This window comes from Pseudomonas sp., from assembly GCF_002796985.1.
Classification (GTDB): domain Bacteria; phylum Pseudomonadota; class Gammaproteobacteria; order Pseudomonadales; family Pseudomonadaceae; genus Pseudomonas.
Map to the genome: position 1 here is coordinate 1,161,520 of NZ_PEKX01000007.1, position 13,485 is coordinate 1,175,004.

A 13,485-nucleotide genomic window follows, 5' to 3' on the forward strand; every position below is an offset into this window, starting at 1 on the left:
AGTGAGCCGAGTGACCGGCCTGTTCATCACCCTGGAAGGCCCCGAAGGCGCGGGCAAGAGCACCAATCGTGAGTACCTGGCCGAGCGCCTGCGCGAACGTGGCATTGAAGTCCAGCTGACTCGCGAGCCCGGTGGCACGCCGCTGGCCGAGCGCATCCGTGAGTTGCTGCTGGATCCGAGCGAGGAGAAGATGGCGGTGGATACCGAGCTGCTGCTGGTCTTCGCCGCTCGCGCCCAGCACATCGCCGAGGTCATCCGCCCAGCCCAGCAGCGCGGCGCTGTCGTGCTCTGCGATCGTTTTACGGACGCCACCTACGCTTACCAGGGCGGTGGTCGCGGCCTGCCGGTGGAGCGCATTGCCCAACTGGAGGCGTTCGTCCAGGGCGGCTTGCGCCCGGACCTGACCCTGGTCTTCGACCTGCCGGTGGAAATCGGCCTGTCCCGTGCGGCGGCCCGTGGTCGGCTGGATCGCTTCGAGCGGGAAGGCCGCGCCTTCTTCGAGGCGGTGCGCGGTACCTATCTGGATCGCGCCCGCGCCGAGCCTGCGCGGTACCACATTCTCGATGCTGCGCAAACGCTGGCCGAGGTGCAGCGCGACCTGGATGGCCTGCTGCCTGCTCTGCTGGAGCGCCTGAATGGCTGACATCTACCCCTGGCAGCAGGGTCTCTGGCAGCAGCTCAGCAGCCGTCCGCGACATGCCCATGCCTATCTGCTGCACGGGCCGGCCGGTATCGGCAAGCGCGTGCTGGCGGAAAACCTCGTGCACCTGCTGCTTTGCCAGCGCCCCGAGGGCGGCACGGCGTGCGGGCAGTGCAAGGCCTGCCACCTGCTCGCCGCCGGCACCCATCCGGATTACTTCCTGCTGGAGCCGGAAGAGCCGGAAAAGCCCATCCGTGTCGACCAGGTCCGTGAGTTGGTGGGCTTCGTGGTGCAGACCGCGCAGTTGGGTGGGCGCAAGGTGGTGTTGCTGGAGCCGGCCGAGGCGATGAACCTCAATGCCGCCAACGCGCTGCTGAAAAGCCTGGAGGAGCCTTCCGGCGACACCGTGCTGTTGCTGATCAGCCACCAGCCCAGCCGGTTGCTGCCGACCGTCAAGAGCCGCTGCGTGCAGCAGGCCTGCCCGCAGCCGACTGCCGAGCAGGCCCGTGCCTGGCTGGCCGGTTCGCTGCCGGAGGAATCGGTAGAGGCGCTGGACGAATTGCTGGTGCTGGCCGGTGGCTCGCCCCTGACCGCGCTGCGATTGCAGGGCCAGGGCGTACGCGAACAGCGCGCACTGGTGGTAGAGGGGGTGAAGAAGCTGCTCAAACAGCAGGTTGCCCCGGGTCAGTTGGCCGAAAGCTGGAATGCCGTACCTTTGCCACTCCTGTTCGACTGGTTCTGCGACTGGTCCCTGCTGATCCTGCGCTACCAGTTGGCCCGCGACGAAGAGGGTCTGGGCCTGACCGACATGCGCAAGGTCGTGCAGTATCTCGCCGAGAAATCGACGCAGCCCAAAGTGCTGGCTATGCAGGATTGGCTGCTGTTGCAGCGGCAGAAAGTCCTCAATAAGGCCAACCTCAACCGTGCCTTGCTTCTCGAAGCCTTGCTCGTACAGTGGGCAAGTCTCCCCGGGCCGGGCTAGAATCCGGCCATCGGAAAAATCTGCCAGGACAGCTGAATGAGCTTGCCACCAAATCTGGGTCCGCGTAACGGAATCCTGTCCCTGACCATCAAGGACAAGTCCGTGCTGTATGCCGCCTACATGCCGTTTATCCGCAATGGCGGGCTGTTCATTCCGACCAACAAGACCTACAAGCTGGGCGACGAGGTCTTCATGTTGCTCAACCTGATGGACGAGCCGGAGAAGATTCCGGTCGCCGGCAAAGTGGTCTGGATTACCCCGAAGGGCGCCCAGGGCAACCGTGCCGCCGGTATCGGCGTGCAGTTCAATGATGGCGACAACACTGCGCGCAACAAGATCGAGACCTATCTCGCCGGTGCCCTGAAGTCAGACCGCCCGACCCATACCATGTAGCTCATACCCTGTAGCTCATACCATGTAAGAATTGCAGGCTATACAGGCTGCAACTACGAAGCGCCCGATCGGGCGCTTCGTCATTTCCGGAGAGTGTTTTCATGCTGGTCGATTCCCACTGCCACCTCGATCGCCTCGATCTCGCCGCCCATGACGGGTCGCTGGATGCCGCGCTGGACGCCGCCCGTGCCCGCGGAGTCAGCCAGTTCCTGTGCATTGGCGTGAGTGCGGACAACGCCCGGGCAGTGAAGGACCTGGCTGATCGCTATGCCGACGTGCACTGCTCGGTGGGTGTCCACCCGCTCGATCTGGAGCCTGGCGCCGCGCCGGCGCTGGACTGGTTGCTGGGCGAGCTGAACCACCCGCGCGTGGTGGCCATCGGCGAGACCGGCCTGGACTATCACTACGAGCCCGAAGCCGCCGAGCTGCAGCAGGAAGCCTTCCGCCTGCACCTGGAGGCCGCCAAGGTCACCGGCAAACCGGTCATCGTGCACACCCGCGAAGCCCGTGCCGACACCCTGGCGCTGCTGCGCGAGGCAGCGTTGCCGCAGGCCGGCGTGCTGCACTGCTTCACCGAAGACTGGGAGATGGCCAAGGCGGCGCTGGATATCGGCTTCTACATCTCGCTGTCGGGCATCGTTACTTTCCGCAATGCCGAGCAGTTGCGCGAAGTGGCCCGCCAGGTGCCGGTGGATCGCCTGCTGGTGGAAACCGATTCGCCCTATCTCGCGCCGGTGCCCCACCGCGGCAAGCCGAACCTGCCCGAGTACGTGCGTGAAGTCGCCGAGTACCTGGCCGTGCTGCGCGGGGTGAGCTTCGAGACCCTGGCCGAGCAGACCACCGCCAACTTCCGCCGGCTGTTCCCGCTCGCTAGCTGATTGTCTTGATGTGGAATTGTCTTGGCGCGGATACATTTCCTGCGCGCAAAAAAAACCCGGGTTCTGGGGGATGAATCCGGGTCAAGACCATTAGGAGTGTAACAATAAGGTACGCGATCCTCGGTACCTTCACCGGCGGGGCACTTGGGGGGAGATGCCGCGCACCGGTATCTACAAGTATTGGCCAAGATGCGGCGGCTGCCACAGGGTGCCCGGTGTTTTTTAAACGGATTTGGAATACATCACACCGGGCTGAGCAGCTTTCTCGGTCGCGCCTGGGTTATTGCCCCGCCAGAGCCCCGATCAGCCCCAGGGTTTCCTCGATGACCGCATCGCTGGTGTAGAAGTGCGGCGAGAAGCGGATGCCGGCGCCACGCTGGATGCATACCACCTGCTCGGCGCGCAGGCGCTCCAGCAGACGGGTATTGTCCCAGCCGGCGAGGCTGAAGGTCAGGATGCCGGCGCGACGCGCCGGGTCCAGTGGGCTGTGCAGTGAGGCTCCGTCGATGCGACCTAGGCCGTCATGCAATTGCTGAACGCGCGCCTGCAGCAACTCGCCCACCGTTGCCATGCTGACTTCCTCCAGCAGGCTCAGGCTGGCTTCCAGCGCCACCGCACCGAGCATGTTCGGGCTGCCGCACTCGAAGCGCCGCGCGCTGCGTGCCGGCTGCCAGTCGGCTGTGTCGTAGTTGCCGGCGTTTTCCAGCATGTGCCAGCCGTATTCCTGCAACGCCAGTTGGTCGCGCTCGGCGGCGCGGCAATAGAACACCCCCAGGCCTTCCGGGCCGAGCATCCACTTGTGGCCGTCAGCCATGGCGAAGGCGCAGTCATAGGCCTGGACGTCGAAGGGTAGGGCGCCCAACTGCTGGATGGCATCGATGCAATACAGCACGCCGCGCTGGCGGCATCCGGCGCCAAGGCGCTCCAGGTCCATGCGCAGGCCGCTGGCGTACTGCACGGCGCTGATCGACAGCAGGCGCGTGCGCGGGGTGCAGGCGGCCAGCAGGTCGCCTTCCGGGTCATCGCCGTCCAGGCTCACCTGGATGACTTCCACGCCGCGTGGCTTCAGCGCTTCCCAGACGATGCGGTTGGAAGGGAATTCCTGGTCGCTGATCACCACCTGGTCACCGGCGCGCCAGTCCAGGCCGAAGGCGACGAACGACAGCGCCTCGGAGGTGTTCTTCACCAGCGCGATGTCGCCGGTGGTCTGCGCATTCACCATGCGCATCAGGCGTTCGCGCAGACGCTTCTCGATGGTCAGCCACCGCGGGTAGTCGCGGGCGCCCTGCAGGATGTTCTCCTGGGCGAAGGCGGCGACGGCGTCTGCGGCGCGCTTGGGCCATGGAGCCACGGCCGCGTGGTTCAGGTAGCGCAGGCCGGTTTGTTGGGGAAACTCGGAAGAAAAGCTATTCATGTCGGATGATCCGTGCAATTTGGCGCTGAACAGGCATAATACGCGGCTTCGAATTTTGACTATTTTTGACCAAACAGTCTTTTTATGCAGAAAGAGCCGCGCAAGGTTCGCGAATTCCGTCGTCGCGAACAGGAAATCCTCGATACCGCCCTCAAGCTATTCCTCGAACAGGGCGAAGACAGTGTCACGGTCGAAATGATCGCCGATGCCGTGGGTATCGGCAAAGGCACCATCTACAAGCACTTCAAGTCCAAGGCGGAGATTTACCTGCGCCTGATGCTGGACTACGAGCGCGATCTGGCCAACCTGTTCCACTCCGAAGACGTCGCCCGCGACAAGGAGCGCCTGTCGCGCGCCTACTTCGAGTTCCGCATGCGCGACCCGCAGCGCTATCGCCTGTTCGACCGCCTGGAAGAGAAGGTGGTGAAGACCAGCCAGGTCCCGGAGATGGTCGAGGAGTTGCACAAGATCCGCGAGTCCAACTTCGAGCGCCTGAGCCAACTGATCAAGGAACGCATCGCGGCGGGCAAGCTGGAAGACGTGCCGGCCTACTTCCACTACTGTGCGGCCTGGGCGCTGGTGCATGGCGCCGTGGCGCTGTACCACTCGCCGTTCTGGCGGGAAGTGCTGGAGGACCAGGAAGGCTTCTTCCAGTTCCTCATGGACATTGGTGTGCGCATGGGCAACAAGCGCAAGCGCGACGGCGATACGCCGGCCGCCTGAGTCGTCATTCAGGTTGCCCATCGTCGCTGTCGCGACAGGGCGTATGGTGAGGGTGGGGATATACTTGCATGAGTGATCTCCACCGGAGCCGAGCATGATCGTCGATCGCCAGGGCAGGCGTTTCCGCAACCTGCGAGTCAGCCTGACCGCCGCGTGCAACTACGCCTGCACCTACTGCGTGCCGAACGGCAAGCGTCTGGTCGCCGCGCAGGATGAGCTTTCCGCCGAATCGCTGGTGCACGGCGTCGCCTACCTGATCGAGGCTGCCGGCATCGAGCGCCTGCGTGTGACCGGCGGCGAGCCGCTGGTCAGTCCGAAACTGGATGCCTTTCTGCACGGCGTCAGCCGCCTCGGCCTGCAGGACATCGCCATCACCACCAATGGCCAACTGCTGTCGAAGAAGCTGCCGCTGCTGCTGGACTGCGGTATCCGCCGCCTCAATGTTTCCCTCGATACCCTGGATGCCGAAGCCTTCCGTCGCATTGCCCGTAGCGGCGACCTGGCGACCGTACTCAAGGGGCTCGACGAGGCTCGCGCCGCGGGCTTGAAGATCAAGCTGAACATGGTGCCCCTGCGTGGGCAGAACCTCGACCAGGTGGTGCCGCTGCTGGATTACTGCCTGGAGCACGGCTTCGAGCTGCGCTTCATCGAGCTGATGCGCATGGGCCACTTGGCGCGCGACGCAAATACCTTCAACCAGCAGTTCGTCGGCATGCAGGATTTGCTGGATCTGATCGGCGAACGTCATGCCTACGTCCAGGCTGATGCGCCGGTGGATGCCACCGCATTGCGCTATGAAGTGCCGGGCCAGGGCTACTTCGGCGTGATCGCCAACGAAAGCGTGCCATTCTGCCGGACCTGTTCGCGCCTGCGCCTGTCGTCCACTGGCTGGCTGCATGGTTGCCTGTCGTCGAGTAACCGCCACTATGTCGGTGACCTGCTGGACAAGCCACGCCACCAGGCGCTCCCGGCCCTGCAACGGCTGCTGGTGCGCGCCCTGGCGGACAAGCAGGAAATCGCCTTCTCCGGCGGCGTCACCATCATGAAGATCATCGGCGGCTGAGACCGCCCCCAGACCTGATTAGCCCATGCCCAACGAATTCCCCATTGCCTACATCGAGCCGGTGTTTCGTCCGCCGAGCGAGGCGCACTCGCTCATTCTTCCGGTCACCAACGGTTGTTCGTGGAACCAGTGCGGTTTCTGCGAGATGTACACCCAGCCGCAGAAGAAATTCCGCGCCCGCGACGAAGCCGAAGTGCTGGAGGAAATTCGCCGCTGTGGCGAGCGCCTGATCGTCCAGCGGGTGTTCCTTGCCGACGGCGATGCGCTGGTGCTGCCGACGCGCCGGCTGCTCAACATCCTGCGTGCTATCCGTGAGCACATGCCTGAGGTGGACCGCGTCTCCAGCTACTGTTTGCCGCGCAATCTGCGCAAGAAGTCGGTGGAAGAGCTGAAGGAGCTGGCCGACGCCGGCCTGCGCATGGCCTACGTGGGCGCCGAGTCCGGCGACGACGAGGTTCTGGCGCGGGTGAACAAGGGCGAGACCTATGCCTCCACGCTGGATGCCCTGCAGAAGCTGAGCGAGGCGGGGATCAACCGCTCGGTGATGATCCTCAACGGCCTGGGCGGCAGCACGCTGAGCGCCCAGCACGCCGACAACTCGGCACGCCTGATGAACGAGGCGCAGCCGGAGTTTCTCTCCACCCTGGTGGTGAGCTTCCCGACTGGCGAGGAGCGCTACCGCGCAGGCTTCCCTGACTTCCAGCCGCTGTCCCAGGCCGAACTGTTCGTCGAGGTCGAGCGGCTGCTGAGTGCGCTGGAGCTGCGTGACACGGTGTTTCGCAGCGACCATGCGTCCAACTACCTGGTGCTCAAGGGCACGCTGGGGGCGGACAAGGCGAAGTTGCTCGCCCAGGTTCGCCAGGCCATCGAGCAGCCGCAGCGCGCGAGCCTGCGCCAGGAATGGCAGCGCGGCCTGTGATGGCGCGGAAGCTGCATTGCCTGTCCGAATGCCGGTTTTTCGTCGCCGGCTCCGGAGACTTTGCATGCGCCAACTGATACTGATCCTTGCCTTCACCGCCTTGGGCGGCTGCATGAATCCCAGTGACCTGGCCGACGGAACCGACTATTACCTGCGCGATTCGGGCTTCCTCGATCACAGCCAGACCCGCCGCACCTCGAACTGGCGCCTGCAGCAGGACTCCTTCATCTATATCGCCCAAGGGCCTTTCGTTCCGCCGGGGCACGCCTATGCGCGGCCCAATGTGGTGGCGGAGGAGGCGTTCGACGGCTTCGTCCAGTATTTCCCGCTGGTGCGCCGGGCCAAGAGCCCGCTTGGCCTGGAAGGGGCGATGCAGGAAGCGCGCACGGCGGGCGCCAATTATCTGTTGTACACCCGCTTTGCCCGCGGAGAGGACAATGTCGGGACCTACGAGCAGTACGAAGACACCGACAATGCCGTAGGCCGCGACCGCAGCGTGATCCAGGTGATGCTGATCGAAACCGACAACCGCTATCTGGTGGACAGTGCGACTATCCGCAGCCGCGGCGGTTTTCTGACATTCTATGACGCCAGCCCCGAGGACCTGATCGGGCGACCGCTGGAAGACTATGCCCGCAGCCTGCTGGGGGTGAAGATGCGAGAGGAGTACCAATGACTGATCCACAGATTCAATCGGACCGGGCCGGCAACCTGCTGGCGCAGATTCCCGCCAGCAAGGACAAGGGGTTGCCGCCGGTGCATCTGTGGAACCCCGATTGCTGCGGCGATATCGACATGCGCATCGCCCGCGACGGCACCTGGTATTACCTGGGCACACCGATCGGCCGCAAGCCGATGGTGCGGCTGTTCTCCACCATCATCCGTCGCGATGGTGACGACTATTTCCTGGTCACGCCGGTGGAGAAGTGCGGGATCACCGTCGATGACGCACCTTTCGTCGCGGTTACCCTGGCGGTCGAAGGGGAGGGCGAGCAGCAAGTGCTGCGCTTCGCCACTAATGTCGAGGACGAAGTGGTGGCTGATGCCGCGCATCCGATCCGTGTCGAACTGGATCCGCAGACCCAGGAGCCGTCGCCGTATGTGTTGGTGCGAGTGAACCTGGAAGCGCTGATCCACCGCAACGTGTTCTATCAGCTGGTGGAGCTGGCAGTTCCCCGCGAGATCGACGGCGTTGCCTGGCTCGGCGTCTGGAGTTCGGGGGAGTTCTTCCCTATCGCGCCGCAGCCGTGACTTGGCGGTCTGAACGCGGCCGGTAGTTCGATTCCGGCTTCGCTACAACTTTTTCGAACTTGCAAAAAAGGCTCCCGAGGGAGCCTTTTTCGTTACCACCAACGGCTTACATGTTGGGGTAGTTCGGGCCGCCGGTGCCCTCGGGGGCGACCCAGGTGATGTTCTGGGCCGGGTCCTTGATGTCGCAGGTCTTGCAGTGCACGCAGTTCTGGGCGTTGATCTGGAAGCGCTTGCTGCCGTCGTCGTTGCTTACCACTTCGTACACGCCGGCCGGGCAGTAACGCTGCGCAGGCTCGTCGTAGAGCGGCAGGTTCTTCGCGATCGGGGTGTTCGGGTCGGTCAACTTCAGGTGGATCGGCTGGTCTTCCTCGTGGTTGGTGTTCGACAGGAACACCGAGGACAGCTTGTCGAAGCTGAGTTTGCCGTCTGGCTTCGGATAGTCGATCTTCGGCGCTTCGCTGGCCTTCTTCAGGGTCGCGTAGTCCGGCGTCGTATCGTGCAGGGTGAACGGAAGCTTGCCGCCGAAGATGTTCTGGTCGATGAAGTTGAACGCACCGCCGCCGATGGCGCCGAACTTGTGCATCGCCGCGCCGAAGTTACGGCTGCGGAACAGTTCGTCGTACAGCCAGCTGCCCTTGAAGGCATCGACGTAGTTGTTCAGCACGTCGCCGCCTTCGCGGCCGGCGAACAGGGCTTCTGCCACGGAGTCGGCGGCCAGCATGCCGGACTTCATGGCGGTGTGGCTGCCCTTGATCTTGGCGAAGTTCAGGGTGCCGAGGTCGCATCCGATCAGCGCACCGCCCGGGAAGACCATCTTCGGCAGCGAGTTCAGGCCGCCCTTGCAGATGGCGCGAGCGCCGTAGGCTACGCGCTTGCCGCCTTCCAGGTACTGCTTGATCACCGGGTGGTGCTTGTAGCGCTGGAACTCGTCGAACGGCGACAGGTGCGGGTTGGTGTAGGACAGGTCGATGATCAGGCCGACCACCACCTGGTTGTTCTCCAGGTGATAAAGGAAGGAGCCGCCCGGGTTGTCGTCGTTCAGCGGCCAGCCGGCGGTGTGTACCACCAGGCCCTGCTCGTGCTTGGACGGATCGATGTCCCAGATTTCCTTGATGCCGATGCCGTAGTGCTGGGCGTCGGCTTCGCTGTCGAGCTTGTACTTCTTGATCAGTTGTTTACCGATGTGGCCACGGCAGCCTTCGGCGAACAGGGTGTACTTGGCGCGCAGTTCCATGCCCGGGGTGTAGTAACCCTCTTTCGGATTGCCTTCGCGATCGACGCCCAGGTCACCGGTGACAATGCCGCGCACCACGCCATTCTCGTCGATCAGCGCTTCCTGGGCGGCGAAGCCCGGATAGATCTCGACGCCCAGGCCTTCGGCCTGCTGGGCGAGCCAGCGGCACAGGTTGCCCAGGGAGATGATGTAGTTGCCTTCGTTGTGCATGGTCTTGGGCACGAACAGGTTCGGCACCTTGGCCGCCGCTTCCGGGCTCTTCAGCACATAGATGTCGTCGCGCTTGACGGGGGTGTTGAGCGGCGCTTCGAGTTCCTTCCAGTTGGGGAACAGCTCGTTCAGCGCGCGGGGCTCGAACACGGCGCCCGAGAGGATGTGGGCGCCCACTTCGGAACCCTTCTCGACCACACAGACGCTGATTTCCTGACCCGCGTCGGCGGCCTTCTGTTTCAGTCGGCATGCGGCGGACAGACCGGCAGGGCCGGCGCCGACGATGACGACGTCGAATTCCATAAATTCGCGTTCCACTATCGATCTCTCCTGAATCAAGGCTCTGGGTATTTTGTAGGTATTGGGATGGGCGTGCCCCCACCCAGTAAGAGCGGGCGCATTATAGCTAGACCTGTTGCTATATCTAAACCCTTTATCGAACGCAATACAAACGTTTGTTTGAATCGCGTGTAGCCCTGATAGAATCGGGGTCCGCGGCTTATGAAGGGGTATTTTCGTGTATTGACCCGCTCGGTCGATGCGGTCAAGATACCTGCGGTTTTGCGGTCGCGTTGCGCTGGATGTAGTCGCAGATGGCGTGCACTACCGGCCAGGCCTGTCTGGCGACATTCCTATTCACCGGAGAAAACGAGGAATCCATGAAGGTTCTTGTAGCTGTCAAACGAGTGGTTGACTATAACGTCAAGGTCCGCGTCAAGGCGGACAACTCCGGCGTCGATCTCGCCAACGTCAAGATGTCCATGAACCCCTTCTGCGAAATCGCCGTGGAAGAGGCCGTGCGCCTGAAAGAGAAAGGCGTCGTCACCGAGATCGTTGCGGTCTCCGTCGGCCCGACCGCTGCCCAGGAGCAACTGCGTACCGCGCTGGCTCTGGGTGCTGATCGCGCCATCCTGGTTGAAACCAACGAAGAACTGAGCTCCCTGGCCATCGCCAAGTCGCTGAAAGCCCTCGTCGACAAAGAGCAGCCGCAGCTGGTCATCCTCGGCAAGCAGGCCATCGACAGCGACAACAACCAGACCGGCCAGATGCTGGCGGCGCTGACCGGCTACGCCCAGGGCACCTTCGCCTCCAAGGTCGAAGTCGCTGGCGACAAGGTCAACGTCACCCGTGAAATCGACGGCGGCCTGCAGACCGTTGCCCTGAACCTGCCGGCAATCGTCACCACCGACCTGCGCCTGAACGAGCCGCGCTATGCGTCGCTGCCGAACATCATGAAGGCGAAGAAGAAGCCGCTGGACGTGGTGACCCCGGACGCCCTGGGCGTTTCCACCGCTTCCACCGTGAAGACCGTGAAAGTCGAAGCTCCGGCTGCGCGCAGCGCTGGCATCAAGGTCAAGTCCGTTGCCGAACTGGTCGAGAAACTGAAGAACGAGGCGAAAGTAATCTGATGGCTATCCTGGTAATCGCTGAGCACAACAACGGCGCACTGGGCGCTGCCACTCTGAACACTGTCGCTGCCGCGCAGAAGATCGGTGGTGACATCGCTGTTCTGGTCGCTGGCCAGAACGTCGGTGGCGTGGCCGAAGCCGCTGCCAAGATCGCTGGTGTTGCCAAGGTGCTGGTCGCCGACAACGCCGCCTACGCTCACCAACTGCCGGAGAACGTTGCTCCGCTGATCGCTGAGCTGGGCAAGGGTTACAGCCACGTGCTGGCCCCGGCCACCACCAACGGCAAGAACTTCCTGCCGCGCGTCGCAGCCCTGCTGGACGTCGACCAGATCTCCGAGATCATCGACGTCGTCAGCGCCGACACCTTCAAGCGCCCGATCTATGCCGGTAACGCCATCGCTACCGTGCAGTCCTCGGCTGCCATCAAGGTCATCACCGTTCGTGGCACCGGCTTCGACGCCGTCGCTGCCGAAGGTGGTTCCGCCGCTGTTGAAGCCGTTTCCGGCCCGGCCGATGCCGGCAAGTCCGCCTTCGTGGGCGAAGAACTGGCCAAGTCCGACCGTCCGGAACTGACCGCTGCCAAGATCGTCGTTTCCGGCGGCCGTGGCATGGGCAATGGCGACAACTTCAGCATCCTCTACTCCCTGGCTGACAAGCTGGGCGCTGCCGTCGGCGCTTCCCGCGCTGCCGTTGACGCCGGCTTCGTGCCGAACGACATGCAGGTCGGCCAGACCGGCAAGATCGTTGCTCCGCAGCTGTACGTGGCCGTTGGTATCTCCGGCGCCATCCAGCACCTGGCGGGCATGAAGGATTCGAAAGTGATCGTTGCGATCAACAAGGACGAAGAGGCGCCGATCTTCCAGGTCGCCGACTACGGCCTGGTCGCCGACCTGTTCGAAGCTGTACCGGAGCTGGAAAAGGCCATCTGAGCCCGATCCGCTTGCTGAAGGAACCCGCCCCCTGTGGCGGGTTCTTTCATTTCAAGTCCCTGATTTTTCTCGGGAAATGAGCGTCTTTCTGCGCCGATGACCCATTGGTCACGAATCTTTGCCGAGAAGTCCACCGGCGAAGGTGTCTCATCTACAATGCGCGACGTCTCCAGTTCCTGAATGTGTTCAATCGACACCTGGCTACCGAGGTTTTCATGATCATCAAACCGCGCGTGCGTGGCTTCATCTGCGTCACTACCCACCCGACCGGCTGTGAAGCCAACGTCAAGGAACAGATCGAGTACGTCGAGGCGCACGGCCCCATCGCCAACGGTCCGAAGAAGGTCCTGGTCATCGGTTCCTCCACCGGCTACGGCCTGGCTGCGCGCATCAGTGCTGCCTTTGGCGCAGGTGCCGACACCCTGGGCGTGTTCTTCGAGCGCCCCGGCAGCGAGACCAAGGCGGGCACCGCCGGCTGGTACAACTCCGCTGCCTTCGAGAAGTTCGCCAAGGCCAAGGGCCTGTATGCGCGCAGCATCAACGGCGACGCCTTCTCCGATGAAGTGAAGAAAGTCACCATCGACACCATCAAGCAGGACCTGGGCAAGGTCGACCTGGTCGTCTACAGCCTGGCCGCACCGCGCCGTACCCATCCGAAGACCGGTGAGGTCTTCAACTCCGTGCTCAAGCCGGTGGGCAAGGCTGTCAACTTCCGTGGTCTGGACACCGACAAGGAAGTGATCAAGGAAAGCGTGATGGAGCCGGCGACGCCTGAGGAAATTGCCAACACCGTAGCCGTAATGGGCGGTGAAGACTGGCAGATGTGGATCGACGCCCTGCAGGAAGCCGGTGTGCTGGCCGACGGCGCCAAGACCACCGCCTTCACTTACCTGGGCGAAGAGATCACCCACGATCTGTACTGGAACGGCTCCATCGGCGCCGCCAAGAAGGACCTGGACCAGAAGGTCCTGGGCATTCGCGAGAAACTGGCCGCTACCGGTGGCGACGCCCGTGTTTCGGTGCTGAAGGCTGTGGTCACCCAGGCCAGTTCGGCCATCCCGATGATGCCGCTGTACCTGTCGCTGCTGTTCAAGGTGATGAAGGAGCAGGGTACCCACGAAGGCTGCATCGAGCAGGTCGACGGCCTGTTCCGTGAGAGCCTGTACGGCGCCGAGCCGCATCTGGACGCCGATGGCCGCCTGCGCGCCGACTACAAGGAACTGCAACCCGAAGTGCAGAACCAGGTGAAGGATCTGTGGGACAAGGTGACCAACGAGAACCTGTACCAGCTGACTGATTTCACTGGCTACAAGTCCGAATTCCTGCGCCTGTTCGGCTTCGAAATTGCCGGCGTGGACTACGAGCAGGACGTCAATCCGGACGTACAGATTCCGAATCTGATCCAGCTCTGAGTTCGTAGAAGCAGAAACGGCGCCCTTG

The 13,485-nt window shown here is 63.1% G+C and carries 14 protein-coding genes; 12 read left to right on the forward strand and 2 right to left on the reverse strand.

The window, feature by feature from the left end; all coding sequences use genetic code 11:
• Positions 1–10 precede the first annotated feature (10 nt).
• From tmk to CTR55_RS11185, 4 genes are all read left to right on the forward strand, one after another.
• Entirely contained in the window at positions 11–643 is a 633-nt protein-coding gene (tmk, locus tag CTR55_RS11170) for a dTMP kinase (RefSeq protein WP_296286113.1), read from the forward strand.
• Positions 636–1,622 carry a DNA polymerase III subunit delta' gene (locus CTR55_RS11175; RefSeq protein ID WP_296286115.1) on the forward strand — a complete coding sequence of 329 codons (987 nt, stop codon included), beginning with the start codon at positions 636–638 and terminating at the stop codon, positions 1,620–1,622. Before tmk ends, CTR55_RS11175 begins: the two co-directional genes overlap by 8 nt.
• Before the next feature lie 36 nt (positions 1,623–1,658).
• Complete coding sequence (locus CTR55_RS11180) at positions 1,659–2,015, forward strand: PilZ domain-containing protein (protein WP_009621447.1); 357 nt, start codon at positions 1,659–1,661, stop codon at positions 2,013–2,015.
• A 101-nt stretch (positions 2,016–2,116) separates the two neighbouring features.
• Positions 2,117–2,893 (forward strand): TatD family hydrolase, encoded by a 777-nt coding sequence (locus CTR55_RS11185; RefSeq protein ID WP_296286117.1) that lies wholly within the window; start codon positions 2,117–2,119, stop codon positions 2,891–2,893.
• A gap of 280 nt (positions 2,894–3,173) precedes the next feature.
• Here CTR55_RS11185 and CTR55_RS11190 read toward each other — a convergent pair whose 3' ends face one another.
• A complete protein-coding gene (locus tag CTR55_RS11190) occupies positions 3,174–4,307 on the reverse strand; it encodes an aminotransferase class V-fold PLP-dependent enzyme (protein WP_296286118.1) in 1,134 nt (377 codons plus the stop codon).
• 84 nt (positions 4,308–4,391) lie between these two features.
• On the opposite strand from CTR55_RS11190, the gene CTR55_RS11195 reads away from it, so the two are divergent.
• The 5 genes from CTR55_RS11195 to CTR55_RS11215 all read left to right on the forward strand — a co-directional run bounded on the left by CTR55_RS11195 (position 4,392) and on the right by CTR55_RS11215 (position 8,263).
• Positions 4,392–5,030 (forward strand): TetR/AcrR family transcriptional regulator, encoded by a 639-nt coding sequence (locus tag CTR55_RS11195; RefSeq protein WP_296286119.1) that lies wholly within the window; start codon positions 4,392–4,394, stop codon positions 5,028–5,030.
• 94 nt (positions 5,031–5,124) lie between these two features.
• Positions 5,125–6,093, forward strand: coding sequence for a radical SAM protein (locus tag CTR55_RS11200; protein ID WP_296286121.1), 969 nt, complete (start codon positions 5,125–5,127; stop codon positions 6,091–6,093).
• Between the two features lie 25 nt (positions 6,094–6,118).
• Positions 6,119–7,012: a radical SAM protein gene (locus CTR55_RS11205; protein ID WP_296286123.1), complete on the forward strand. Its 894-nt coding sequence runs from the start codon at positions 6,119–6,121 to the stop codon at positions 7,010–7,012.
• 64 nt (positions 7,013–7,076) lie between these two features.
• Positions 7,077–7,688: a DUF4823 domain-containing protein gene (locus tag CTR55_RS11210; protein WP_296286124.1), complete on the forward strand. Its 612-nt coding sequence runs from the start codon at positions 7,077–7,079 to the stop codon at positions 7,686–7,688.
• Positions 7,685–8,263 (forward strand): DUF1285 domain-containing protein, encoded by a 579-nt coding sequence (locus tag CTR55_RS11215; RefSeq protein ID WP_296286125.1) that lies wholly within the window; start codon positions 7,685–7,687, stop codon positions 8,261–8,263. The genes CTR55_RS11210 and CTR55_RS11215 overlap by 4 nt, the downstream gene beginning before the upstream one ends.
• Before the next feature lie 106 nt (positions 8,264–8,369).
• Here the strand turns inward: CTR55_RS11215 and CTR55_RS11220 are convergent, their stop codons facing one another.
• Complete coding sequence (locus tag CTR55_RS11220; RefSeq protein WP_296286521.1) at positions 8,370–10,043, reverse strand: electron transfer flavoprotein-ubiquinone oxidoreductase; 1,674 nt, start codon at positions 10,041–10,043, stop codon at positions 8,370–8,372.
• Positions 10,044–10,366: 323 nt separating this feature from the next.
• Here CTR55_RS11220 and CTR55_RS11225 point away from each other — a divergent pair, with 323 nt between their 5' ends.
• From CTR55_RS11225 to fabV, 3 genes are all read left to right on the forward strand, one after another.
• Positions 10,367–11,116 (forward strand): electron transfer flavoprotein subunit beta/FixA family protein, encoded by a 750-nt coding sequence (locus CTR55_RS11225; protein ID WP_026078867.1) that lies wholly within the window; start codon positions 10,367–10,369, stop codon positions 11,114–11,116.
• A complete protein-coding gene (locus tag CTR55_RS11230; RefSeq protein WP_296286128.1) occupies positions 11,116–12,045 on the forward strand; it encodes an FAD-binding protein in 930 nt (309 codons plus the stop codon). The genes CTR55_RS11225 and CTR55_RS11230 overlap by 1 nt, the downstream gene beginning before the upstream one ends.
• Before the next feature lie 215 nt (positions 12,046–12,260).
• A complete protein-coding gene (fabV, locus tag CTR55_RS11235) occupies positions 12,261–13,457 on the forward strand; it encodes an enoyl-ACP reductase FabV (RefSeq protein ID WP_296286129.1) in 1,197 nt (398 codons plus the stop codon).
• The last annotated feature ends 28 nt before the right edge of the window (positions 13,458–13,485 follow it).